20 protein-coding genes are annotated in these 23,080 nt (G+C 68.5%); 13 read left to right on the top strand and 7 right to left on the bottom strand.

Going from position 1 to position 23,080, the window contains the following annotated elements; all coding sequences use genetic code 11:
- Positions 1 to 9: 9 nt before the first annotated feature.
- The 4 genes from HFGMBDPB_RS05050 to HFGMBDPB_RS05035 all read right to left on the bottom strand — a co-directional run bounded on the left by HFGMBDPB_RS05050 (position 10) and on the right by HFGMBDPB_RS05035 (position 3,850).
- Positions 10 to 1,908 (bottom strand): amidohydrolase, encoded by a 1,899-nt coding sequence (locus HFGMBDPB_RS05050; RefSeq protein ID WP_212645015.1) that lies wholly within the window; start codon positions 1,906 to 1,908, stop codon positions 10 to 12.
- A gap of 124 nt (positions 1,909 to 2,032) precedes the next feature.
- Complete coding sequence (locus tag HFGMBDPB_RS05045; RefSeq protein WP_016447950.1) at positions 2,033 to 2,299, bottom strand: XapX domain-containing protein; 267 nt, start codon at positions 2,297 to 2,299, stop codon at positions 2,033 to 2,035.
- 39 nt (positions 2,300 to 2,338) lie between these two features.
- A complete protein-coding gene (locus HFGMBDPB_RS05040; RefSeq protein ID WP_016447949.1) occupies positions 2,339 to 3,037 on the bottom strand; it encodes a hydrolase in 699 nt (232 codons plus the stop codon).
- A 108-nt stretch (positions 3,038 to 3,145) separates the two neighbouring features.
- Positions 3,146 to 3,850: a pirin family protein gene (locus HFGMBDPB_RS05035; RefSeq protein WP_212645014.1), complete on the bottom strand. Its 705-nt coding sequence runs from the start codon at positions 3,848 to 3,850 to the stop codon at positions 3,146 to 3,148.
- 102 nt (positions 3,851 to 3,952) lie between these two features.
- Here HFGMBDPB_RS05035 and HFGMBDPB_RS05030 point away from each other — a divergent pair, with 102 nt between their 5' ends.
- Entirely contained in the window at positions 3,953 to 4,876 is a 924-nt protein-coding gene (locus HFGMBDPB_RS05030) for a LysR family transcriptional regulator (RefSeq protein ID WP_016447947.1), read from the top strand.
- 38 nt (positions 4,877 to 4,914) lie between these two features.
- On the opposite strand, the gene HFGMBDPB_RS05025 is transcribed toward HFGMBDPB_RS05030, so the two are convergent.
- Positions 4,915 to 5,436, bottom strand: a complete 522-nt coding sequence (locus tag HFGMBDPB_RS05025) for a YqaA family protein (protein ID WP_016447946.1) — start codon at positions 5,434 to 5,436, stop codon at positions 4,915 to 4,917.
- A gap of 107 nt (positions 5,437 to 5,543) precedes the next feature.
- Between HFGMBDPB_RS05025 and HFGMBDPB_RS05020 the strand changes: the two genes are divergently transcribed.
- The 6 genes from HFGMBDPB_RS05020 (at position 5,544) to HFGMBDPB_RS04995 (ending at position 10,305) form a co-directional block, all read left to right on the top strand.
- Entirely contained in the window at positions 5,544 to 6,140 is a 597-nt protein-coding gene (locus HFGMBDPB_RS05020; RefSeq protein WP_212645013.1) for a hypothetical protein, read from the top strand.
- A gap of 143 nt (positions 6,141 to 6,283) precedes the next feature.
- Positions 6,284 to 7,354, top strand: a complete 1,071-nt coding sequence (dusB, locus tag HFGMBDPB_RS05015) for a tRNA dihydrouridine synthase DusB (protein ID WP_017406139.1) — start codon at positions 6,284 to 6,286, stop codon at positions 7,352 to 7,354.
- Positions 7,351 to 7,584 carry a Fis family transcriptional regulator gene (locus HFGMBDPB_RS05010; protein WP_016447943.1) on the top strand — a complete coding sequence of 78 codons (234 nt, stop codon included), beginning with the start codon at positions 7,351 to 7,353 and terminating at the stop codon, positions 7,582 to 7,584. Before dusB ends, HFGMBDPB_RS05010 begins: the two co-directional genes overlap by 4 nt.
- 44 nt (positions 7,585 to 7,628) lie before the next feature.
- Entirely contained in the window at positions 7,629 to 9,227 is a 1,599-nt protein-coding gene (gene purH / locus HFGMBDPB_RS05005) for a bifunctional phosphoribosylaminoimidazolecarboxamide formyltransferase/IMP cyclohydrolase (protein WP_017406138.1), read from the top strand.
- On the top strand, positions 9,227 to 9,703 hold the full coding sequence (locus HFGMBDPB_RS05000) for a c-type cytochrome (protein ID WP_017406137.1): 477 nt from the start codon (positions 9,227 to 9,229) through the stop codon (positions 9,701 to 9,703). Before purH ends, HFGMBDPB_RS05000 begins: the two co-directional genes overlap by 1 nt.
- A 2-nt stretch (positions 9,704 to 9,705) precedes the next feature.
- Positions 9,706 to 10,305: a DNA-3-methyladenine glycosylase I gene (locus tag HFGMBDPB_RS04995; RefSeq protein WP_212645012.1), complete on the top strand. Its 600-nt coding sequence runs from the start codon at positions 9,706 to 9,708 to the stop codon at positions 10,303 to 10,305.
- A 50-nt stretch (positions 10,306 to 10,355) separates the two neighbouring features.
- On the opposite strand, the gene hemL is transcribed toward HFGMBDPB_RS04995, so the two are convergent.
- Together hemL and thiD are read right to left on the bottom strand one after the other, a co-directional pair.
- A complete protein-coding gene (hemL, locus tag HFGMBDPB_RS04990) occupies positions 10,356 to 11,672 on the bottom strand; it encodes a glutamate-1-semialdehyde 2,1-aminomutase (protein ID WP_370690594.1) in 1,317 nt (438 codons plus the stop codon).
- Between the two features lie 74 nt (positions 11,673 to 11,746).
- A complete protein-coding gene (gene thiD, locus HFGMBDPB_RS04985) occupies positions 11,747 to 12,712 on the bottom strand; it encodes a bifunctional hydroxymethylpyrimidine kinase/phosphomethylpyrimidine kinase (RefSeq protein ID WP_212645011.1) in 966 nt (321 codons plus the stop codon).
- Positions 12,713 to 12,827: 115 nt separating this feature from the next.
- Here thiD and HFGMBDPB_RS04980 point away from each other — a divergent pair, with 115 nt between their 5' ends.
- From HFGMBDPB_RS04980 to HFGMBDPB_RS04955, 6 genes are read left to right on the top strand one after another with little or no spacing between them, the layout of a single operon-like run.
- Positions 12,828 to 12,980, top strand: coding sequence for a rubredoxin (locus HFGMBDPB_RS04980; RefSeq protein ID WP_017406135.1), 153 nt, complete (start codon positions 12,828 to 12,830; stop codon positions 12,978 to 12,980).
- A gap of 47 nt (positions 12,981 to 13,027) precedes the next feature.
- Positions 13,028 to 13,426 carry a response regulator gene (locus HFGMBDPB_RS04975; protein WP_016447937.1) on the top strand — a complete coding sequence of 133 codons (399 nt, stop codon included), beginning with the start codon at positions 13,028 to 13,030 and terminating at the stop codon, positions 13,424 to 13,426.
- Positions 13,426 to 13,791, top strand: coding sequence for a response regulator (locus tag HFGMBDPB_RS04970; RefSeq protein ID WP_016447936.1), 366 nt, complete (start codon positions 13,426 to 13,428; stop codon positions 13,789 to 13,791). The genes HFGMBDPB_RS04975 and HFGMBDPB_RS04970 overlap by 1 nt, the downstream gene beginning before the upstream one ends.
- A 15-nt stretch (positions 13,792 to 13,806) precedes the next feature.
- Positions 13,807 to 14,334 carry a chemotaxis protein CheW gene (locus HFGMBDPB_RS04965; protein WP_016447935.1) on the top strand — a complete coding sequence of 176 codons (528 nt, stop codon included), beginning with the start codon at positions 13,807 to 13,809 and terminating at the stop codon, positions 14,332 to 14,334.
- Between the two features lie 18 nt (positions 14,335 to 14,352).
- A complete protein-coding gene (locus tag HFGMBDPB_RS04960; protein ID WP_212645010.1) occupies positions 14,353 to 16,605 on the top strand; it encodes a methyl-accepting chemotaxis protein in 2,253 nt (750 codons plus the stop codon).
- Positions 16,606 to 16,655: 50 nt separating this feature from the next.
- Complete coding sequence (locus HFGMBDPB_RS04955; RefSeq protein WP_212645009.1) at positions 16,656 to 23,027, top strand: Hpt domain-containing protein; 6,372 nt, start codon at positions 16,656 to 16,658, stop codon at positions 23,025 to 23,027.
- Positions 23,028 to 23,080 lie beyond the last annotated feature (53 nt).

Genomic DNA, 23,080 nt, shown 5'->3' with positions numbered 1-23,080 from the left:
CCTTGCTCCTCAGGCCATCCAGCAGGAGCAGCCCAGCGCGCCGAAGAAGCTTCGGGGGTCCGAGGTCGGCACGTTCGAGGCCCATGCGTCGGCATGGCTGTGGCCGTGCATGCCGCAGCTGGTGCCGCAGCCGCAGGCCGCCGCCAGGCTGCGGTAGCGCGCGGGGTTGAGCGAGTTCCTGCCCGCGCCCTCGGGCTCGCCCCAGGCGCCGTAGCCGCCGAAGCGCCGCACGGGCGACCAGTCGGGCATGGCCGGCGGCAGCGGGTTGTCGTCATGCTGCTGGAAGGGGCCTGCGCCATAGACCACGCGGCCGCCCACCACGGTGAGGTCGGAGGTGAGGAAGGAGATCTCGTCCTCGGGCACGGCGAAATAGTCCTTGCTGGGCACGATCATGTCGGCCAGCTGGCCCACCTGGATGCGGCCGCGCAGGCCTTCCTCGTTGGAGAACCAGGCCACGTTCTCGGTCCACATGCGCAACGCGGTCTCGCGGTCCAGCAGGTTGCGCTGGGGGTACATCTGCAGGCCGCCCACGGTCTTGCCCGTCACCATCCACGACAGCGACACCCAGGGGTTGTAGGACGCCACGCGCGTGGCGTCCGTGCCGGCCGAGGTCTTCACGCCGCGCTCCAGGATCTTCTTGACGGGCGGCGTGGCCTCGGTGGCGCGTGCGCCGTAGCGTTCGGTGAAATACTCGCCCTGGTAGGCCATGCGGTGCTGCACGGCCACGCCGCCGCCCAGGGCCGCAATGCGGTCGATGGACTTGTCCGAAATGGTCTCGGCATGGTCGAAGAACCAGTTCAGGCCGTCGATGGGCGTGTCGCGGTGCACCTTCTCGAACACATCGAGCGCGCGCGAGATGGTCTCGTCATAGGTGGCGTGCAGGCGCCACGGCCATTGGTTCTGCACCAGCACGCGCACCACTTCCTCCAGGTCGCCCTCCATGCTGGGCGGCATGTCGGGGCGCGGCTGGCGGAAGTCCTCGAAGTCGGCGGCCGAGTACACCAGCATCTCGCCCGCGCCGTTGTGGCGGAAATAGTCGTTGCCCTGCTTGTATTTCACGCTCTGCGTCCACTTCAGGAAGTCGGCCTTCTCCTCCTTGGGCTTTTGCGTGAACAGGTTGTAGGCCAGGCGCACGGTGATCTGGTTGGCCTCGCTGAGCTTCTGGATCACCTCGTAGTCGTCGGGGTAGTTCTGGAAGCCGCCGCCCGCATCGATGACGCCGGTCACGCCCAGGCGGTTGAGTTCGCGCATGAAGTGGCGCGTGGAGTTGACCTGGTAGTCCAGCGGCAGCTTGGGACCCTTGGCCAGCGTGGCATAGAGGATGGTGGCGTTGGGCTTGGCCAGCAGCAGGCCCGTGGGGTTGCCGTTGGCATCGCGCGTGATCTCGCCGCCGGCGGGCTCGGGCGTGTCGCGGGTGTAGCCCACGGCGCGCAGGGCGGCCGCGTTGAGCAGGGCGCGGTCATACAGGTGCAGCAGGAACACCGGCGTGTCGGGCGCGATGGCGTTGATCTCCTCGATGGTGGGCAGGCGCTTTTCCACGAACTGGTGTTCGGTGAAACCGCCGACCACGCGCACCCACTGCGGCGCGGGCGTGTTGGCCACCTGGCGCTTGAGCATGTCCAGCGCATCGGCCAGCGAGCGCACGCCGTCCCAGCGCAGCTCCAGGTTGAAATTCAGGCCGCCGCGAATCACGTGCGTATGGTTGTCGAACAGGCCGGGCAGCACGCTGCGGCGCTGCAGATCGATGCGGCGCGTGCCGCTGCCGGCCAGGGCCAGCACCTCGGCGTCCGAGCCCACGGCGATGAACCGGCCGTCCTTCACGGCCACGGCGGTGGCCGTGGGCTGGGCCTTGTTCAGGGTGGTGAAGCGGCCGTTGTGGAAGACGACTTCGGGCGTGGAATCGGACATGGAGGCTCCTTGGCGAGCGTTGGTGGTGCAACCCAGCAGTCCACCCATGGCAAGGGTGGCTGCGGAGCCCAGGACTTTTCTGCGCGTGGTCATGGTGCAGTTTTCTTGAAGGTTTGGGGAGAGGTCAGCCGTGCTGCCGATCGGCATCGGTGCTCTTGCGACCGGGCAACTCGCCCAGCACATGCTCGGTGGCCTGCGTCTTGCTGCAGGCGCTGCGCAGGTCCATGCCCTGCAGCAGGTGCCGGCCCACGGGCACGATCTGCTCGCCGGCCAGGATGCCCAGCAGGCCGACCAGGGCCACCAGCGGCGGTGCGGGCGAGCGCACCTGCAGCAGGCTGTAGACCACGCCGACCAGCAGGCCGGCCCCCAGGGAAAGTGCATAGAGCTTCATGGCGAGACTCCTTTGGCGGGCCGGCGGCGGCGCTGGTGCTCAGGCCTTGGCGGGGTTCGGGCCCACGGTCTCGCCATGCTGCACGCGCTCGGCGGCCTTGTGCACCATGGTGTAGGCATAGTCCACGCCCATGCCGTAGGCGCCGGAATGCTCGCGCACGATGTCCATCACCGCGTCATAGGTCTCGCGGCGGGCCCAGTCGCGCTGCCATTCCAGCAGCACCTGCTGCCAGGTCACGGGCACCACGCCGGCCTGCACCATGCGGTCCATGGCGTAGTTGTGGGCGTCCAGCGACGTGCCGCCCGAGGCGTCGGCCACCATGTAGATCTCGTAGTCCGTGTCATGCAGGGCCGACAGGGCGAAGGTGGTGTTGCACACCTCGGTCCACAGGCCGGAGACCACGATCTTCTTGCGGCCCTGGGCGGCGTTGGCGGCCAGCGCATCCCGCACGTTCTGGTCGTCCCAGGAATTCATGGAGCTGCGCTCCAGCAGCCTGTGCTCGGGGAACACGGCCAGCAGTTCGGGATAGGTGTGGCCGGAGAAGCTGCCCGTCTCCACCGTGGTGATGGTGGCGGGAATGTCGAAGGCCTTGGCCGCCTTGGCCAGGCCCACCACATTGTTCTTGAGCACCTGGCGGTCGATGGACTGCACGCCGAAGGCCATCTGGGGCTGCTGGTCGATGAAGATGATCTGGCTGTTGGCGGGGGTCAGGACTTCGAGGTACTTGCGGTCGGTCATGGTGATCTCCTGTGAGGCAGTGGGTTGGGTGAAGGAAGGGACAGCGGAAATTCGGAAAGACAGTTGGGGCAGGTGGGCCCCGGCCGGAGCCGGGGCGGCAAGGGCGCTTCAGCGCGCCGTGTCGACGAGCACCAGCTCGGCGTCGGTCAGGGCCGTGACGCGCAGGGTCTCGACGTCGCTGATGGCGGCGCCGTCGCGCTCCTGCAGCGTCACGCCGTCGATCTGCACCGAGCCGCTGGCCGGCACCAGGTAGCCCAGGCGGTCGCGGCCGATGCGGTACTCCGTGCTCTCGCCGGCCTTGAGCGTGGCGCCCAGCACCCGGGCGGCGGTGAGGATGGGCAGGGCGTCCTCGTCACCGGGCAGGCCGCTGGCCAGGGCCACGAAGCTGCCCGAGCGCTCGCCCTTGGGGAAGGGCTTGGCACCCCAGGACGGGGGCTGCTGGCCGCGCTCGTCGGGCATGATCCAGATCTGGAAGATCCGCGTCGTGCCCTTTTCCTGGTTGTATTCCGAGTGGCGGATGCCGGTGCCCGCGCTCATTACCTGCACATCGCCGGCTTCGGTGCGGCCCTTGTTGCCCAGGCTGTCCTGGTGGGTGATGGCGCCTTCACGGACATAGGTGATGATTTCCATGTTGGCGTGGGCATGGGGCGGGAAACCCGTGCCGGCGGCGATGGTGTCGTCGTTCCACACCCGCAGCGCGCCCCAGCCCATGCGGGCCGGATCGTGGTAGCCGGCGAAGGAAAAGTGGTGCTTGGCATCGAGCCAGCCGTGGTTGGCACCGCCAAGGGCTTGGAAGGGACGGCGTTCGATCATGGTGTTCTCCTGCTGCGTTGTGTGTTGCGATGGATGAACTTTATGTTTTGCCGATCAAGAAGAGAATAGAAAATATGCAAAGACATCTATTCCAAAACTTTCATGCCAAGACTTCCTGACCTCGAAGCCTGGGCCGTCTTCGCCAAGGTGGCCGAGACGGGCTCCTTTGCCAAGGCCGCCGCCGAGCTGGGCGTCTCCCAGCCCACCATCTCCAAGGCCATCACGCGGCTGGAGACGCGGCTCAAGACCAGCCTGTTGCACCGCACCTCGCGGCGCATGTCGCTGACGGCCGGCGGCCAGGCCTCTCTGGAGCGGGCCGCGCGCATCCTGGCCGAGGGCGAGGCCGTGGAGGCCGAGATCAGCGAGCAGTCCAAGAGCCTGCGCGGCCCCATCCGCATTGCGGCGCCCATGTCGTTCGGCATCTCGCACCTGGCGCCGGCCGTGCCCGCCTTCATGGCCGAGCACCCGGAAGTCACGCTGGACCTGCACTTCAGCGACGAGCTGATCGACGTCGTGGCCCAGGGTTTCGACATCGCGCTGCGCATCTCCTCGCTGCCCGACTCCAGCCTGCTGGCGCGGCGCCTGTGCACGGTGCGCCTGCTGCTGGTGGGCTCACCCGAATACTTCGAGCGCCACGGCCGCCCCACCCATCCGCGCGAGCTGGCGCAGCACCGGGCGCTGCGCTATGTGCACAGCCGCCTGGGCGAGGCCTGGCGCTTCGTGCATGCGCGCCGCGGCGAGTTCGCCCAGGTCGTTCCCACGGCCATGCGCGTGAACAATGCCGAGGGCCTGGCGCCGGCCCTGCGCGCCGGGCTGGGCCTGGCCCTGCAGCCCGAATTCCTGGCCTGGGAAGATTTGCAATCGGGTGCGCTGCAGACCTGCATGGACGACTGGCAGGTGCCCTCCATCGCCCTGCACATCGTCACGCCGCCGGGGCGCGCCCGGCCGGCGCGCGTGCAGGCGCTCATTGATTTCCTGGCCGCGCATTTCGCGCTGGCGCCCTGGGCGCGTGAGCCGCAGGCGTAGATCGCAAAAGGGGAGGGCTTCGGTGGGGGGCTTCGGCCTCAGCTGGCCCAGGAGGCCGGCAGCAGCTGCAGCAGCACCACCGTCATCACCACATAGCGCAGGAACTTGCCGATGGCCATGTAGAACACGCAGGGCCAGAACGGCAGGCGCAGCCAGCCGGCCACGGCGCACAGCGGATCGCCCACCACGGGCAGCCAGCTCAGCAGGCAGGCCTTGGCGCCCAGGCGGCGCAGCCAGACGCGGGCGCGGCGCTCGTGGCGTGACAGATTGCGCGGCGGCTTGGCCCGTTCAGGCGGCAGCCCGGCCAGCCGCCGCTCGCGTGCCGCGCGCCAGGCCTTGTGCGCGCCCAGGCCCATCCACCAGCTGATGGCCCCGCCCAGCGTATTGCCGGCCGTGGCCACGAAAACCGTCTGCCAGAACAGGTCGGGATTGAGCTGGAGCAGGCCGACCACCGCAGGCTCCGAGCCCAGCGGCAGCAGCGTGGCCGAGATCAGGGCCACGATGAACACGGTGCTGAGGCCGAACTGCGGCAGCGCCAGCCAGCCCAGCAATTGATGCATCCAGACTTCCATAGGTGCTGCCAAGTGTAGGTCTGCGCTGGCTGACGCCTTGTCGGCCTGAAGCTATCGTGGGGCCTGGTCCGGAACCACAAAGAACAGGGGGCGTCATGCAGACAGGGCGGATTGCAGGATGGGCGGGATGGGCGGGATGGGCGGCATTGGGAATGGCAGCAGCCGGCCTGGCCGGCTGCGCCGCGTTGCAGCCATCGCCAGGCAAGGACACCACCGTGGTGGCACAGGCCGCTGCCCAGGCGCCACCGACCCAGCAGGCCGCACCGACCTCGGCCTGGGGCAAGGCGCTGCAGGCCAAGGGCTGCACCCTGCCGGACCCGGCCGTGGCCGACAGGCTGGAGCAGCTGCAGCGCGAGCTGGAGCCTCTGGGCCTGGAGCCGCGTCTGCAAGGCTGCGTGAGCCTGGCCGGTCCCGAGCTCCGCCCGGCCCTGGTGCTGGACGCCTGGGTGACCGACGGGCGCAAGGCCATGGCCGTGGTGCGCGGCCCGCTGGCCGACGGCGAGGCGCTGGACCTGGGGCTTGAGGCTGGGCAGCAGAAAGCCGGGCTGCAGAAGGTCGGCCTGCGTCCCATGCCCGACGACCAGGTCTCTCCTGACGTGCAATTCAACCGCCGCTGGTGGCAGGGCCGGCTCGACGCCTACGGGCTGCAGGCCGTTCCGGGCCAGGTGCGCACCTTCGTTCCCACACCATGAAACCGCTGCGCTGTCTTGTTTTCGCCGCTTGGCCGCCTTGACGGCCCGGTTTTAGCCCTGCTGAAAATTTGGGCAGGTACAATCTTGGTCCTTCGTTGCCGCCCGTTTTGTGATCGGCGCGCGCGTTTTCTCCGGCTTTCCCGATGTCCTCCCTTCCCCTGTCCATAGGCCCCCATGCCCTGGCCAACCGCCTGTTCGTCGCCCCCATGGCGGGGGTGACGGATCGGCCGTTCCGCCAGCTGTGCAAGGCCCTGGGTGCGGGCTATGCGGTCAGCGAGATGGTGACTTCGCGCAAGGACCTGTGGAACAGCCTCAAGACCTCGCGCCGCGCCAACCATGAAGGCGAGCCCGGACCCATCGCGGTGCAGATCGCGGGCACGGACGCCGAGATGATGGCCGAGGCCGCGCGCTACAACCTGGACCGTGGCGCCCAGATCATCGACATCAACATGGGCTGCCCGGCCAAGAAGGTCTGCAACAAATGGGCCGGCTCGGCCCTGATGCAGAACGAGGCCCTGGCCGTGGAGATTGCCCAGGCTGTGGTAGAGGCCTGCGCCCCGCACGGCGTGCCCGTCACGCTGAAGATGCGCACCGGCTGGTGCGACGCGCACAGGAACGCCGTGGTGCTGGCCCGCCGCTTCGAGGAGGTGGGCATACAGATGCTCACCGTGCACGGCCGCACGCGCGAGCAGGGTTACAAGGGCTTTGCCGAGTACGACACCATCGCTGCCGTCAAGGCGGCGGTGCGCGTGCCCGTGGTGGCCAATGGCGACATCACCGGCCCCGAGAAGGCGCGCGACGTGCTCGCCTACACGGGCGCCGATGCCGTGATGATCGGCCGCGCCGCCCAGGGCCGGCCGTGGATCTTCCGCGAGATCGCGCACTTCCTGGCCACGGGCGAGCACATGGCCCCGCCCCTGGTGGCCGAGCTGCGCCGGCTGCTGCTGGAGCATCTGCAGGACCACTACAGCCTGTACGGCGAAGGCACCGGCGTGCGCAGTGCGCGCAAGCACATCGCCTGGTACCTGCGCAGCCTGCCGGGCGGCGAGGCATTCAGACAACACATCAACACCATCGAGGACTGCGCGGTGCAATGGCAGGCCGTGGCCGACTATCTGGACGCCCTGGGCGCGCAGATGGACCGGATACCAGCCGCCATCGATGCCGGCGCCACAAGCGCCGAATTCGCAGAGCCCGCAGGAATGACAGTATGAGCAACCAGAACATCGAACAATGCGTGCGTGAAAGCCTGGAGGGGTACTTCCGCGATCTCGACGGCGAAAAGCCCAATGGCATGTACGACATGCTGATCCACCTGGTCGAAAAGCCGCTGCTGGAAGTGGTGATGAGCCAGGCCGACAACAACCAGTCCCGCGCCGCCGACTGGCTGGGCCTGAACCGCAACACGCTGCGCAAGAAGCTGCTTGAGCACGACATGCTCTGAGCGGCACGAATTCCCCTTTTTTCAAACTCCCTGCACCGACGCCCATGAACGCCCTGCTCTCCGTCTCTGACAAGACCGGTATTGTCGAATTCGCCCAAGGCCTGCACGCCCTGGGCATCAAGCTGCTGTCCACCGGCGGCACCGCCAAGCTGCTGGCCGAGGCCGGCCTGCCCGTGACCGAGGTCGCCGAAGTCACCCAGTTCCCCGAGATGCTGGACGGCCGCGTCAAGACCCTGCACCCCAAGGTCCACGGCGGCCTGCTGGCGCGCCGCGAGCTGCCCGCCCACATGGCGGCCCTCAAGGAGCACGGCATCGACACCATCGACCTGCTGGTGGTGAACCTCTACCCCTTCGAGGCCACCGTGGCCAAGGCCGGCTGCACGCTGGCCGACGCCATCGAGAACATCGACATCGGCGGCCCTGCCATGGTGCGCTCTGCCGCCAAGAACTGGGCCGACGTGGGCGTGATCACCGATGCCGGCCAGTACGAGGCCGTGCTGGGTGAACTCAAGGCCAACGGAAAGCTGTCCGACAAGCTGCGCTTTGCGCTGTCCGTGGCCGCCTTCAACCGCATTGCCCAATACGACGGCGCCATTAGCGACTACCTGTCCAGCGTGAAGTTCGAGGACGACAAGCTCTCCGAAGCCTACGTGCCAGAGCGCAGCGCCTTCCCCGGCCAGAGCAACGGCCACTTCACCAAGGTGCAGGACCTGCGCTACGGCGAAAACAGCCACCAGCAGGCCGCCCTGTACCGCGACCTGTATCCGGCCCCCGGCTCCCTGGTCACGGGCGAGCAGCTGCAGGGCAAGGAGCTGTCGTACAACAACATCGCCGACGCCGATGCCGCCTGGGAATGCGTCAAGAGCTTCGAGCAGCCCGCCTGCGTGATCGTCAAGCACGCCAACCCCTGCGGCGTGGCCGTGGGCAAGGACGCGCACGAAGCCTATGCCAAGGCCTTCCAGACCGACCCCACCAGCGCCTTCGGCGGCATCATCGCCTTCAACCGCACGGTGGACAAGGCGGCGGCCGAGGCCGTGGTCAAGCAATTCGTCGAGGTGCTGATGGCCCCCGACTTCACGGCCGAGGCGCTGGAAATCTTCAAGCCCAAGGTCAATGTGCGCCTCATGAAGATCGCCCTGCCGGCCGGCGGCGAGCGCGCCTGGGACCAGGGCCGCAACGCCGTGGACGCCAAGCGCGTCGGCTCGGGCCTGCTGCTGCAGACCGCCGACAACCATGAGCTGGCCCTGGCCGACCTCAAGGTCGTCACCGTCAAGCAGCCTACGCCCGAAGAACTGCAGGACCTGCTGTTCGCCTGGAAGGTCGCCAAGTACGTCAAGAGCAATGCCATCGTGTTCTGCAAGAACGGCATGACCATGGGCGTGGGCGCAGGCCAGATGAGCCGCCTGGACTCGGCGCGCATCGCCTCCATCAAGGCCGAGGCCGCCAAGCTGAGCCTGCAGGGCACGGTCGTGGCCAGCGATGCCTTCTTCCCCTTCCGCGACGGCCTGGACGTGGTCGTTGACGCAGGCGCCACCTGCGTGGCCCAGCCCGGCGGCTCCATGCGCGACCAGGAAGTCATTGACGCCGCCAACGAGCGCGGCGTGGCCATGGTCTTCACCGGCGTGCGCCACTTCCGCCACTGATGGCCGGCCAACTGCCTCCTGGCGCAGACGACGAGGGCGACGACGCCCCCCAGCGGCCCCGCTGGCTGGGCTGGGCGCTCGTGGTCTTCATGCTGCTGGTGGCGCTGGGTGTCTTCAACATCGGCTGGCGCATCATGCGCGGGCCGGCTGTCGGGGCCACCACGGCGGCGGCCGCAGCTGCCGTGACAGCCGACGCGCAGCTGGCCGCCGGCAAGGCCCTGGTGGAAGGCAATGACTGCCTGCGCTGCCACGGCCTGGTGCGCCACTACGTGGGCCCGTCCTTCCAGCAGATCGCCGGCCGCTACCGGGGCCGCGAAGATGCCGCCGACTACCTGGCGCGCAAGATCCGCGAGGGCGGGGCCGGCGAATGGGGCCGCGCCATCATGCCGCGCCACCCGCACATCGATACGGCGCAATCCCTGCAGATGGCGGCCTGGCTGCTGTCCCTCCCTTCTCCCGAACCCGGGAAATCCTGACCATGTCCCGCCTGTTCACCGCCCCCGACGGCCGGCCGCGCTGCCACTGGTGCGCGGCCACGGACAGCTACCTGGCCTACCACGACCGTGAATGGGGCTTTCCCGTCACCGACGACCGGCGCCTGTTCGAGAAGCTCAGCCTCGAAGGCTTCCAGTCCGGCCTGAGCTGGCTGACCATCCTCAACAAGCGCGAGAACTTCCGCGCGGCCTTTGCCGGCTTCGACTTCCACCATGTCGCGCGCTTCACCGAGGGCGATGTGCTGCGGCTGCTGGGCGATGCGGGCATCGTGCGGCATCGCGGCAAGATCGAGGCCGTGATCAACAACGCGCAGCGGGCGCTGGAGATGGTGGAGGCGCAAGGCTCGCTGTCGGCCTTCTTCTGGCGCCATGCGCCGGAGCCTGTGCAGGCTTCGGGGCCCGTGTCGGAGACGGCCGAGTCTCGTGCGCTGTCCAAGGAGCTGAAGAAGCTCGGTTGGAAGTTCGTGGGGCCTACGACCGTTTACTCGTTCATGCAGGCCATGGGCCTGGTCAACGACCATGCGCAGGGCTGTGCCGTGCGCGATGAGGTCGAACAGGCGCGCCAGGCTTTTCTTCGGCCCTGACGTGAAAAGAGCCCGCAAGGGCGGGCTCGATCGGCAGGTACGGGCCAGCGTCAGAGCGTCTTGAACACTTCGCGCGCGGCTTCGATGGTTTTGTCGATGTCCTCGTCCGTGTGCGCGGCGCTCACGAAGCCGGCCTCGTACAGGGCGGGTGCGAAGTAGTGGCCGCGCTCCAGCATGCCGTGGAAGAAGCGGTTGAAGCGTGCGCCATCGGTCTTCATGACTTCGGTCCAGGTGCTGGGCAGCTCGGGCAGCAGGTAGAAGCCGAACAGGCCGCCCTGGTGGTCCACGCTGAAGGGCACGCCGGCGGCGTCGGCCTCGGCCTTGAAGCCGGCCATCAGGCGGCCGGTCTTCGCGTGCAGGGCGTCGTGGAATCCCGGCTCGCTGATCAGCTCCAGCGTCTTGAGGCCGCAGGCCGTGGCAATGGGGTTGCCCGACAGGGTGCCTGCCTGGTAGACCGGGCCCAGGGGCGAGAGCTTTTCCATGATCTCGCGGCGCGCGCCGAAGGCCGCCATGGGCATGCCGCCGCCGATGACCTTGCCCAGCACGGTGATGTCGGGCGCAAAGCCTTCGATCTGCTGGGCGTACAGGCTCTGGGCGCTGCCCAGGGCCACGCGAAAGCCGGTCATCACCTCGTCGTAGACCATCAGCGCGCCATGCTCGCGCGTGAGTTCGCGGATGCGGCGCGTGAAGGGCACGCTGGCGCGCACGAAGTTCATGTTGCCGGCAATGGGCTCCATGATCACGCAGGCGATCTGATCGCCGAACTGGGCGAAGGCCTCCTCGAGCTGGCCCACGTCGTTGTATTCCAGCACCACGGTGTCCTTGACCACGTCCTGCGGCACGCCGGCCGAGGAGGAGGCGCCGAACGTCGCCAGGCCCGAGCCGGCCTTGACCAGCAGGGCGTCGGCATGGCCGTGGTAGCAGCCGTTGAACTTGATGATCTTGTTGCGGCCCGTGAAGCCGCGCGCCAGGCGCAGCGCGCTCATGCCGGCCTCGGTGCCCGAGCTGACCATGCGCACCATGTCCATGGAGGGCATGAGCGAGAGGATCTTCTCGGCCAGCACGACCTCGCGCTCCGTGGGGGCGCCGAAGGAGAAGCCTTCCAGCGCGGCGGCCTGCACGGCGGCCATCACCTCGGGGTGGCCGTGGCCCAGGATCATCGGACCCCAGGAGCCGATGTAGTCGGTGAACTGCTGGGCGTTCTCGTCCCAGAAATGCGCGCCCTGGGCACGGCGCACGAAGCGCGGCGTGCCGCCCACGGCGTTGAAGGCGCGCACGGGTGAATTCACGCCGCCGGGGATCACGGCCTTGGCGCGTTCGAACAGGGGAATATTCAGGTCAGTGGTCATAGTGCAGGAGTCTGCCATGTGCGGGGGACAAGCCAGAGGTGCCAAGCCAAGGGCCTGTGCCAGCCGCGCAGCCGCTCAGGCGGTGGCCTGCCTCAATGCTTGGTGTCATGAGGGGGCATCACGAAGCCTTCGATGGCCTGGGTGTCGGGGTCCAGTTCGGCGAGGGGCTCGGCGGCGGCCTCGGCATCTTCATCCTCGGGCTCGGGCTCGGGCTGGGCCCAGAACATGCGGTCCGGGATGTAGTGGCCCATGCCGGGGCGAAAGCCGCTGTCCAGGCTGCGGTCCAGGTACTCCAGCGCCTCCTGCGTGGCCAGCCCCAGGTCGTTGCCGCTGGCCACCAGGGCCGTCAGCGCGGCCGACAGGGTGTCGCCCGAGCCGGTGAAGGTGGCGTCGAACATCTCGTACTTGCTGTTGCCCAGCACCGACTGCGCCGTGGCCAGCACGTTGTCCACGAACTGGTCGGGCAGGGGAATGCCGGTGACCAGCACGTAGGGCACTTCCAGGGCCTCGGCCGCCATGGCGATGTCGCGCGCCGTGGGGCTGCGGCTGTTGGTCCAGTCGGGCAGCAGCCAGCGCGACAGCGTACTGTGGCTTCCAACCAACACAGACGTTTGCGGAAGAACAAGTTCCTTGAGGGCGTCCATGTACTGGTCGAGCGGGTCTTCCTCCCACCACGACAGGTCGGGCATGTAACAGACGATGGGGATGTCGGGGTAGTCGGAGGCGATCTCGGCAACCGCTGCCAGGTTGCCCGGGCTGCCCACGAAACCGACCTTGATGGCGGACACGGGAATGTCCTCCAGCACGGCGCGCGCCTGCTCGGCCACGGCCTCGTCGTCAAAGGGAAAATGCTCGAAGATCTTGGCCGAATCGCGTGCGTAGGCACCCGTGACCACGGGCAGCGGATGGCCGCCGACCGAGGCGATGGTGGCGATATCGGCCGACAGGCCGCCCGCCCCGCTGGGGTCGCTGGCGTTGAAGACCAGCACGCAGACGGGCGCGGTTTCGTCCATCGGCTCGGTGTCGGGACTGGGGGAGTTGGAGGGGTTCAATGCCATGGCTCAGCCCAGTGTGCGCCCCGCCAGCGAAGGCCGTGGCGGGTGGTTGTGACTAGATACAATCGTTGCATTCTATGTGAAGGCCCTTTAAGCTGTGACCGACCCCAAAACTTGGATGTGCTTGATCTGCGGGTGGATCTATGACGAGGCGCAAGGCTGCCCCGAGCATGGCATCGCACCCCAGACGCGTTGGGAAGACGTGCCCATGAACTGGACCTGTCCCGAGTGCGGAGCACGTAAAGAAGACTTTGAGATGGTCGAAATCTGAGCGCGGGACCACCCGCGCCGACTCATACATTTCCGGGAGGTTTCTCAGTGACGACATCGGGCGCACCCTTGCGCGTACTTGTGGTGGATGACAGCAATACCATCCGCCGCAGCGCAGAAATCTTCCTCAAGCAGGGCGGGCACGAAGTGCTCCTGGCCGACGACGGCTTCGACGCACTGTCCAAGGTCAACGACTACCAGCCCCAGCTGATCTTCTGCGACATCCTCATGCCCAAGCTGGACGGCTACCAGACCTGCGCCATCATCAAGCGCAACGCGCGCTTTGCTGACACGCCTGTGGTCATGCTCTCGTCCAAGGACGGCGTATTCGACAAGGCGCGCGGGCGCATGGTGGGCTGCCAGGACTACCTCACGAAACCCTTCACCAAAGACCAGCTGCTGCAGGCCGTGGAGCAGTTCGGCAAGCAAACCATAGGAGCACTTTGATGCCCATCCGCAAAGTCCTGGTCGTGGACGACTCCAAGACCGAACTGATGTTTCTGTCCGACATGCTGCAAAAGCAGGGCCTGCAGGTACGCACGGCCGAGAATGGCGAAGAGGCCATGCGCAGCCTGGCCGAAGACCGTCCCGACCTGATCCTGATGGACGTGGTCATGCCCGGCCAGAACGGCTTTCAACTGACGCGTGCCATCACGCGCGACCCGCTGTACGCCGACCTGCCCATCATCATGTGCACCAGCAAGAACCAGGAGACCGACCGGGTCTGGGGCATGCGCCAGGGTGCGCGGGACTACATCACCAAGCCTGTGGATGCAGACGAGCTGCAGGCCAAGATCGCGGCGCTGAACTGATCTGGTGCGCTGCCCATGGCGAACCGTGAAGCACTGCGCGATCTGCAGTCCCGTCTGGCTGGCCGCCTTCAGGCCGCACGCAGCGAAGGCGTCAAGGTGGCGGCCTGGCTGGCCGTCCAGGCCGGCGGGCGCAACTACCTGATGCCGCTGGGCCAGTCCGGCGAGATCTTTCCCTGGGCCGGCGTGCAGCCTGTGCCCTATACAAAGCCCTGGTTCCTGGGCATTGCCAACCTGCGCGGCACCCTGGCCGGCGTGATCGACCTGGCCAGCCTGCTGGGCCACGGCGTGACACGCAGCGAACCGGCGCTGGCCGAGTCCAGCCTGCTGGCGTTCAATGCCGCGCTGGAAGTGAATGCGGCCCTGCTCGTGGACCGCCTGCAGGGCCTGCGCAGCGCCGACGCATTCGTGCGCACCGAGCCTGCGCCCGAGCACTCTCCCGCCTTTTTCGGCCCCGTGCATATCGATGAAGCGGGCCACCGCTGGCAGGAGCTGCAACTGCAGCGCCTGTCCCAAACCTCCGAGTTTCTGAGCATTCGCGCCTGAGTTTCTGAAGGTCGTCCCATGTCATTCTTGCAACGTCTTGCAAATCGCCTCCAACGCAAGCCGGCCGACGCCGGCTCCGGTGCGGACAACAGCATGCTCGGAGACACCGTCTCCCAGGATATGTACGCACTCGATGCGTCACTGACCGTGCAGGGCGCCCCCGACGCCATGCCGGGCCGCGACGGCGGCGCAGCCGTTGACCACGACATGGTGGCCCTGCCGCTGCTGGGCCGCGCGCCTGCCGCGCGCCACCAGCGCACGCTGTCCACCTTGCTGGGTGTGTCGGTGCTGGCCCTGGTGCTGGCGGCGGCCTGGGCCCTGCGCCAGGCCGACGGCTCGGCGCAGCAGCTGGCCGCCACCGGCCAGGCGCTGATGCAGTCGCAGCGTCTGGCCAAGTCGGTCTCGCAGGCGCTGACGGGCGCGGCATCCTCCTTTGTGGACGTGCAGGACAGCTCCGGCGTGCTGGCGCGCAACGTGCGCGCCATTGCCTCGGGCGACGACTCCATGGGCGTGCGCCCGCTGGGCGGCGCCTATGCCGATGAACTGGCCCAGATCACGCCGCTGATGGAGCGCGCCGAGCAAAGCGCCAAGGTGGTGATGGACCAAAAGCAGATCCTGACCCAGGTCGGCGACGCGCTGCGCACCATCAACCGGCAGTCCTCGGACCTGCTGGAGATCGCCGAAACCATCTCCTCGCTGAAGCTGCAGCAGGGCGCCAGCCCGGCGGAAATCTCCGCTGCCGGCCAGCTCGTGATGCTGACCCAGCGTATCGGCAAGTCGGCCAACGAATTCCAGACCGCCGAAGGCGTGAGCCCCGAGGCCGTGTTCCTGCTGGGCAAGGACTTGAACTCGTTCAAGGAAATCTCCGAAAGCCTGCTGAGCGGCAGCAGCGAGCTGCGCCTGCCTCCCACGCGCGACGCCCAGACCCGCGAGCAGATCGAGGCGCTGATCAAGCTCTACGAAGAGACCCGCAGCGAGGCCAGCGCCATTTTGGGCAACCTGCAGGGCCTGGTGTCCGCCCGCGAAGCCCAGACCGCCATCAACGCCGACAGCGAACCGCTGCGCCGCCATCTGGAAGACCTGCAGAACAAGCTGCAAAGCGGCGCCGGCATCGGCTCGCTGCCCATGGGCCTGCTGGCGCTGGCCACGGTGCTGGTGCTGCTGTGCGGCGTGGGCCTGTCCCGCGTGCAGCTGCTCGACAGCCGTCTGCGCCAGGAAGCGGCCGAACGCCGCCAGGAAGAGTCCCGCGTGCAGGAGCATGAAGCCAAGCGCATCAACGATGCCAACCAGGCCGCGATTTTGCGTCTGATGAACGAACTGCAATCGGTGGCCGAAGGCGATCTGACGCAGGAAGCCACCGTGACCGAGGACATCACCGGCGCCATTGCCGACTCGGTGAACTACACGGTGGAAGAGCTGCGCGCCCTGGTGGGCAGCGTGCAGAACACGGCAACGCGCGTGGCACAGACCACGGCCGAGGTGGATGCCAACTCCACCGAGCTGCTGGCCGCGTCGACCGAACAGCTGCGCGAGATCCGCGAAACCGGCCGCTCCGTGCTGGACATGGCAGGCCGCATCAACGAGGTCTCGACCCAGGCGCAGGAATCTGCCCAGGTGGCGCGCCAGTCGCTGGAAGCTGCGGACCTGGGCCTGAAGGCCGTGCAGAACGCCATCGGCGGCATGAACTCCATCCGCGACCAGATCCAGGAAACCTCCAAGCGCATCAAGCGGCTGGGCGAATCCTCGCAGGAGATCGGTGAAATCACCGAGCTGATTTCCGACATTACCGAGCAGACCAACGTGCTGGCGCTGAACGCCGCCATCCAGGCCGCATCGGCCGGTGAAGCCGGTCGCGGCTTCTCGGTGGTGGCCGAAGAAGTGCAGCGCCTGGCTGAGCGCTCGGCAGATGCGACGCGCCAGATCGCGGCGCTGGTGAAGGCGATTCAGACCGACACCCAGGATGCCGTGGCCGCCATGGAGCGTTCCACCCAGGGTGTGGTCGAGGGGGCGCGACTGTCCGACTCCGCAGGTACCGCGCTGACCGAGATCGACTCCGTGTCGCGCCACCTGGCCGAGCTGATCGAGCTGATCTCCTCGTCCACCTCGCGCGAGGCCGTCCTGGCCAACGACGTGGCCGAGAACATCCAGCACATTTTCGCGGTGACGGAGCAGACGGGCGAAGGCACGCGCACCACGGCGCAGCAGGTGCGCGAACTCTCGCACATGGCCGAGGAACTGCGCCAGTCGGTGGCGCGTTTCAAGATTGCCTGACCCGGTCCAACATAGCTATGCACAGGCCCTAGGGGCTTGGGGAACTGTCCATGTCAGTGGTTGACGAATCGCAAACGGGCGCGGCGCAGGCCGCGCACACCGAACAGGACCTGGGCCCGCTGGCCTGGGTGCTCGATGAGCTGCGCAAGTCGCTGGAAGGCGCGAGCAAGGCCGTGGCGCGTTTCGTGCGCGATGCCGATGCGGCGCGCGCCTCGGACCTTGAGGAGCTTGACACCTCGGCCCTGCGCATCGCCCGCCAGCAGCTGCACCAGGCCTGCGGCGCCCTCGAAATGGTGGGCCTGGGCTCTCCGGCCCTGGTGCTGCGCGGCATGGAAAGCGCCGTGCAGCGCTTCGTGCAGCGCCCCGAGCTGTGCACCGACCAGGCCGCCGCCACGCTGGAGCGCGCCAGCTTTGCCCTGATCGAATACCTGGAAACCGTGCTGGCCGGCAAGACCGTCTCGGCCGTGGCCCTGTTTCCCCAATACCGCGACACCCAGGCGCTGGCCGGCAACGACAAGGTGCATCCGGCCGATCTGTGGCCTGCCGAGCGCCGCGCGCGCGAGCCCGAATGGGCGCGCCAGGCCGAGCCGCTGGCCTACGGGCCCGATGCCCGTGCCCTGCTCGACGGCGTGGTGCTGCGCATGGTCAAGAGCGATGACCGCGAGGCCGCCGCCCAGATGCGTGACCTGTGCCTGCGCTTTGCCGTGGCCCAGACCGAGGATGTCACCGCACGCAGCTTCTGGAAGGTGGCCGCTGGCTTCTTCGACGCGCAGTCGCGCGGCCTGATCGTTGTCGACCTCTATGTGAAACGCATGGCCTCGCGCGTGCTGCTGCAGTACGCGGCCATGGCCAAGGGCGACCGCACGCCGCCTGCGCGCCTGCTGCAGGACCTGCTGTTCTTCTGCGCCCAGGCGCGCCCGGCCGAGCAGGCCGGCGCTGCCCTGCAGGCCGTGCGCCAGGCCTATGGCATGCAGGCCCAGCCGCAGGTGGACTACCAGCAGACCCGCTTTGGCCGCTACGACCCGGCCGTGCTGGTGCAGGCGCGCAAGCGCATCACCACGGCGGCGGAGACCTGGTCCGCCCTGGCAGGCGGCGACCGTGCGCGCACCAAGATCGTGGTGGACCAGTTCGCCCAGGTGGCCGAATCCCTGGTCAAGCTGCACCCGGCCAGCCATGGCCTGGCGCGCATGCTGATCAAGGTGGCCGAAACCGTGGCCCGCATCGGCGAGCCGCCGCCGGCGGAACTGGCCATGGAAGTGGCCACCTCCGTGCTCTATCTGCAGGCGGCCTTTGCCACCATGGACATGGGCGACGAGGAACTGGCCGAGCAATCCGCCAACCTGGTACAGCGCCTGGAGGAATCCCTGCAGGGCGCGCCCGCCCGGCCGCTGGAGCCGTGGATGGAGGAGCTGTACCGTCAGGCCAGCGACCACCAGACCATGGGCTCGGTCGTGGGCGAATTGCGTGCCACGCTGGCCGAGGCCGAGCGGCACCTGGACCAGTATTTCCGCAACCCCGCCGATGCCACCGTGCTGGCGCCGGTGTCTGGCCAGATGGCGCAGATGCGCGGCGTGCTGTCCGTGCTGGGCCTGGACCAGGCCACCCAGGCCATGCAGCGCATGCGCGAAACCGTGGAGCGGCTGGTATTGGGCGAGATCGCCGAGTCAGAACGTGCCCAGGTCTTCGACAAGCTGGGCAACAGCCTGGGCGCCATGGGTTTCCTGATCGACATGCTGAGCTACCAGCGCAGCATGGCGCGCAAGCTCTTTGTCTATGACGAGGCCGAAGGCGGCCTGCGCATCCTGATGGGCCGCCGTGGTCACCGCGCCGACGACGCGGGCAAGGCGCCCGAGCAACTGCCGGCCCTGGACACCGCCGCCGTGCCGCCGCAGCGCGAAGCCGTTGCCGTGGCCCAGCCGCTGCCCGTGCCCCAGATCCAGCCCGCCGAGACTGCGCAGGACCTGCCTGCCGAACCCGCTGCGGCAGCACCGTCGGTGCCGGCGCCGCCGCCACCCTCCGTGGACCTTGTGCCCGAGCCCCTGCCGCAGGCGACTATCGCCGGGCAGCAAGCGCTGGCCGACGATGCCGAACTGGCGCAATTCGCCAAGGCGCTCGAGATACCCGCCGAAGCGGCTCAAGCAGCTGACGTGGCTGAAGCGGCCGAACCGGTGCCCGGCCCTGCTGCCGCTGCCGCCACGGCTCAGCCCGAACCCCTGCCTGAACCCGTTCCCCCGCTGGCCGGTCTGACCGTCTCGGAAGATGATTCCGACGACGAAATCCTGAGCATCTTCCTGGAAGAGGCCCGCGAGGTCGTGGACAACGGCCTGCAGGCGCTGCGCACCCTGGCCGATGAGCCCGGCAACCTCAGCGAGCAGACCACGCTGCGCCGCGCCTTCCATACGCTCAAGGGCAGCTCGCGCATGGTCGGCCTGGATGAATTCGGCGAAGCCGGCTGGGCCATGGAGCAAATGCTCAATGCCTGGCTGGCCGAGCAAAAACCCATGCCCCAGCCCATGCAGGAGCTGGCCAGCGACGCGCTGCGCGCCTTTGGCGCCTGGGCTTCGGCCATCGAGCGCCAGCAGGCCGATGCCTGGCTGGCCACGCCCTTCCGTGCCGCAGCCGATGCCATGCGCCTGGAAGGCGTGCGTGCCGACGTGGCCCTGGTGCCGCGCGCCGACCGCCGCACGCAGGCCGAGCCTGCCGCGGTCGAGGCGCCGGTGGAGCCCTTCGCCGCAGTGGAGCAGCAGCTGCAGGCCGAGCAGCGGGAAGCCCCCGAGCCGGCCGTGCCTGACGAGACCGCCGGGACCGCCGGTGACCTGGACATTGCGCTGGACTTCGGTCTGCTGGACCTGGACCCCCAGCCTGCGGCGGCCGTGCCCGAACAGTCGCAGGGTTCAACGCAGCTGGAGACCGCCGAGGCACCCGCTGCGCTGGCCACCGACGCGGTGGAGGAGCTGGACTTCGCCGCCTTCGAGGCGGCCATGCGCGACAGCGAGCAGGAAGCCCTGGCCGTTGTCTCGGGCGACCAGCCCGCGCTGCCCGGCACAGAGACCGTGCCCGAGGCACATGCCGACGCGCTGCCCGAGCTGCAAGCAGAAGCAGGCGCAGAAGCTGTAGGCGAAGTCGAAGCCGAAGCCGAAGCCGAAGTTGAAGCCGAAGAGCAGGCTCCGCACGCCGCCGTGCCGCTGGCGCCTTTCGAGGGGCTGGATCTGGACCTGACTCCGGCAGCCGCACCTGCCGAGGCCATCGAAGCCGTAGAAGCTTCCGAGGCGGAAACCCCGCAGGAGCTGCATGCCGAATCCGTGGCCGATGAGGCGCCTGCGGTGGCTGAGGAGTCCGGCGCACAGGAGCCGTCCGGCGTCGATGCCGATGGCTTCAAGGTCGTGGACGGCCTGCGCATCAGCGCGCCGCTGTACAACGTCTATCTCAACGAGGCCGACGAATGGTCGCGCCGCCTGGACCTGTCGCTGCAGCAATGGGCGACCGAGCCCGACGAGCCCGTGCCCGATGACGCCATCGCCTTCGCGCATTCGCTGGCCGGCAGCTCGGCCACCGTGGGCTTCAAGGCCTTGTCGGACCTGGCGCGCCTGCTGGAGCATGCGCTGGCCCACCTGCAGCCGCAGCGCTGCGGCACGCCTGAGCAGGTCGCCGCCTGCATTGCGGCTTCCGACGAGGTGCAGCGCCTGCTGCACCAGTTCGCGGCCGGCTTCCTCAAGACACCCCAGCCGGGCGTGGAAGAAGCACTGCAGGCACTGCTGGCGCTGGATATCGAAGTCGCGGACGCTCCGGACAGCCGGCTCGATGCGCTGCTGCCGGAGCCGTTGCCGCAGCCTGGCACGGATGCCGTGCTCGACGCCGGCGCCCATGCGCAGGCCCAGGCACAGGACGTGGCGCCGCTGGCCTATTCCATGCGCCCCCTGGTCAACGACGCACGCCAGGAAGCCGAGCTGCAGCGCCGCATCGATGAGGCCATCGCCCATGCGGTGGCCGTGGGCAACGACCTGGACGACGACATCGACGCCCTGGACGAGGTGGACCCCGACCTGTTCCCCATCTTCGAGGAAGAGGCCATCGAGCTGCTGCCCCGCCTGGGCGCTGCACTGCGTCGCTGGCATGGCCGGCCTTCCCTGGACGAGGCGCGCCACGAAACGCTGCGCGCCCTGCACACCCTCAAGGGCAGTGCCCGGCTGGCTGGCGCGATGCGCCTGGGCGAAATGGCCCACCGGCTGGAATCCGCCGTCGAGCGGGTCGACAGCGAATCTCCCACGGCCGAGCAGATCGAGCCCTTGCTGGGCAACTTCGACGCATTGCAGGCCGGCTTCGACGTGCTGCGCGTTGCGGGCGAACAGGTGCAGGATGGGCCGCTGGGCCTGGCCGATGGGCCGGACCAGGCCGAGCCTGCCGCCTCTGCGGTGTCTTCTGACGCCACGGCCTCCGACGCCTCGGGCGCTGGCGCATCCCCGGCGCCAGCCGACGCACAGCCGGCTCCTGTCACCGCGCCGCTGCGTGCGGGCGCCCACCAGACGGTGCGCGTGCGCGCCCAGTTGCTGGACCGCCTGATCAGCCAGGCCGGCGAGGTGCTGATTGCGCGCTCGCGTGTCGATGCGCGCCTGGCCCAGGCCCGTGGCTCGCTGGACGAGCTGGCCGGCAACCTGGAGCGCCTGCGCATGCAGCTGCGCGACATCGAGGTCCAGGCCGAGAGCCAGATGCAGTCGCGCCTGGCCCTGTCCAAGGACTCGGCAGCTGGCTTCGACCCGCTGGAGTTCGACCGCTTCACGCGGGTGCAGGAACTCACGCGCATGATGGCCGAGTCGGTCAACGACGTGGCCACCGTGCAGCGCAACCTGCAGCGCGACATGGCGGGCGCCGAGGACGACCTGGTCGCCCAGGGCCGCCAGGCGCGCGAGCTGCAGCGCGACCTGCTGCGCACGCGCATGGTGGAGTTCGACTCCCTGGCCGAGCGCCTGTATGCCGTGGTCCGCCAGACCTCCAAGGAAATGGGCAAGCAGGTGCGGCTGAACATCCTCGGCGGCACCATTGAAATGGACCGGGGCATGCTGGACCGCATGATGCCGGCCTTCGAGCACCTGCTGCGCAACTGCGTGGCCCACGGCATCGAGCCGCCCGAGCAGCGCACCGCTGCCGGCAAGCCGGCCATGGGCACCATCGAAATCATCCTGAGCCAGGAGCGCAACGACGTGGCGCTTTCGGTGGAGGACGATGGCGCCGGCCTGAACCTGCAGCGCATCCGCGACAAGGCCGTGGCCCAGGGCCTGTGGCCCGAGGACCAGACGCTGACCGAGCAGGACGCCGGCCGCCTGATCTTCGAGCCCGGCTTCACCACCGCCACCGAGGTGACCGGCGTGGCCGGCCGGGGCATCGGCATGGACGTGGTGCGCTCCGAGGTCAACGCGCTGGGCGGCCGCATCGAGACCCACAGCGAAGCGGGCCGGGGCAGTGCCTTCCGCCTCGTGCTGCCGCTGACCACGGCCGTCACCCAGGTGGTCATGCTGCGAGCGGGCCGGCTGCTGGTCGGCGTGCCGGCCAGCCTGGTGGAAATCGTGCGCCGTGCGCCCTTGGATCTGCTGCAGCAGGCCTATGCCAGCCACGGCTTTGAAGATGGCGGCGAGACCTTGCCCTTCTACTGGGCGGGCGCGCTGTGGCAGTCCTCCCTGCGCAGCGAGGAAACCGTGGGCCGCACCCGGCCCGTGGTCATCCTGCGCAGCGCGTCGCAGCGCATTGCGCTGCACGTGGACGAAGTGCTGGGCAACCAGGAAGTGGTGATCAAGAACCTCGGCCCCCAGCTGGCCCGCCTGCCCGGCCTGACCGGCATGTCGGTGCTGGCCTCGGGCGCCGTGGTCCAGATCTACAACCCTGTGGCGCTGGCCAACGTCTATGGCGACGAGGTGCGCGCCCGGACCGAAGAGGCCGAGCGTGCCGCCGGCCAGGGCGACGGCGAAGCCGTGCCGGCCAGCGCGGGACCGGTCTCGGTGCCGCTGGTGCTGGTGGTGGACGACTCCATCACCGTGCGCCGCGTCACCCAGCGCCTGCTGCAGCGCGAAGGCTACCGCGTGGCCCTGGCGGCCGACGGCCTGCAGGCCATGGAACGCCTGGCCGAGGAGCGCCCGACCCTGGTGCTGTCCGACATCGAGATGCCGCGCATGGACGGCTTCGACCTGCTGCGCAACATCCGCGCCGACGAGGCCCTGCGCGACCTGCCCGTGGTCATGATCACCTCGCGCATCGCCCAGAAGCACCGCGAGATGGCGCGCCAGCTGGGCGCCAACCACTACCTGGGCAAGCCCTACTCGGACGAGGAGCTGCTGGGCCTGATCCAGCACTATTCCCTGAAAGGGAACAGCACCCAGCCTGCGCCGCTGTCACTGCAGACGGAGACGCAGGTGCTGGGCGAAGAGGCCTGAGCCTCGGCGGCCAGCCCTCGCCCCGCAAAAAAGGAGCAGCCAGCGCTGCTCCT

The organism is Delftia sp. PE138, from assembly GCF_018320755.1.
GTDB classification, from domain to species: domain Bacteria; phylum Pseudomonadota; class Gammaproteobacteria; order Burkholderiales; family Burkholderiaceae_C; genus Comamonas; species Comamonas tsuruhatensis.
Note: the sequence above shows the minus strand (reverse complement) of the source record. Positions and strands in the feature narration are given on the sequence as shown.

Excerpts from the sequence above, each read along its gene's own strand:
- HFGMBDPB_RS05050 (WP_212645015.1), bottom strand. The coding sequence starts at position 1,908 with ATGTCCGATTCCACGCCCGAAGTCGTCTTCCACAACGGCCGCTTCACC.
- HFGMBDPB_RS05045 (WP_016447950.1), bottom strand. The coding sequence starts at position 2,299 with ATGAAGCTCTATGCACTTTCCCTGGGGGCCGGCCTGCTGGTCGGCGTG.
- HFGMBDPB_RS05040 (WP_016447949.1), bottom strand. The coding sequence starts at position 3,037 with ATGACCGACCGCAAGTACCTCGAAGTCCTGACCCCCGCCAACAGCCAG.
- HFGMBDPB_RS05035 (WP_212645014.1), bottom strand. The coding sequence starts at position 3,850 with ATGATCGAACGCCGTCCCTTCCAAGCCCTTGGCGGTGCCAACCACGGC.
- HFGMBDPB_RS05030 (WP_016447947.1), top strand. The coding sequence starts at position 3,953 with ATGCCAAGACTTCCTGACCTCGAAGCCTGGGCCGTCTTCGCCAAGGTG.
- HFGMBDPB_RS05025 (WP_016447946.1), bottom strand. The coding sequence starts at position 5,436 with ATGCATCAATTGCTGGGCTGGCTGGCGCTGCCGCAGTTCGGCCTCAGC.
- HFGMBDPB_RS05020 (WP_212645013.1), top strand. The coding sequence starts at position 5,544 with ATGCAGACAGGGCGGATTGCAGGATGGGCGGGATGGGCGGGATGGGCG.
- dusB (WP_017406139.1), top strand. The coding sequence starts at position 6,284 with ATGTCCTCCCTTCCCCTGTCCATAGGCCCCCATGCCCTGGCCAACCGC.
- HFGMBDPB_RS05010 (WP_016447943.1), top strand. The coding sequence starts at position 7,351 with ATGAGCAACCAGAACATCGAACAATGCGTGCGTGAAAGCCTGGAGGGG.
- purH (WP_017406138.1), top strand. The coding sequence starts at position 7,629 with ATGAACGCCCTGCTCTCCGTCTCTGACAAGACCGGTATTGTCGAATTC.
- HFGMBDPB_RS05000 (WP_017406137.1), top strand. The coding sequence starts at position 9,227 with ATGGCCGGCCAACTGCCTCCTGGCGCAGACGACGAGGGCGACGACGCC.
- HFGMBDPB_RS04995 (WP_212645012.1), top strand. The coding sequence starts at position 9,706 with ATGTCCCGCCTGTTCACCGCCCCCGACGGCCGGCCGCGCTGCCACTGG.
- hemL (WP_370690594.1), bottom strand. The coding sequence starts at position 11,672 with ATGGCAGACTCCTGCACTATGACCACTGACCTGAATATTCCCCTGTTC.
- thiD (WP_212645011.1), bottom strand. The coding sequence starts at position 12,712 with ATGGCATTGAACCCCTCCAACTCCCCCAGTCCCGACACCGAGCCGATG.
- HFGMBDPB_RS04980 (WP_017406135.1), top strand. The coding sequence starts at position 12,828 with ATGTGCTTGATCTGCGGGTGGATCTATGACGAGGCGCAAGGCTGCCCC.
- HFGMBDPB_RS04970 (WP_016447936.1), top strand. The coding sequence starts at position 13,426 with ATGCCCATCCGCAAAGTCCTGGTCGTGGACGACTCCAAGACCGAACTG.
- HFGMBDPB_RS04965 (WP_016447935.1), top strand. The coding sequence starts at position 13,807 with ATGGCGAACCGTGAAGCACTGCGCGATCTGCAGTCCCGTCTGGCTGGC.
- HFGMBDPB_RS04960 (WP_212645010.1), top strand. The coding sequence starts at position 14,353 with ATGTCATTCTTGCAACGTCTTGCAAATCGCCTCCAACGCAAGCCGGCC.
- HFGMBDPB_RS04955 (WP_212645009.1), top strand. The coding sequence starts at position 16,656 with ATGTCAGTGGTTGACGAATCGCAAACGGGCGCGGCGCAGGCCGCGCAC.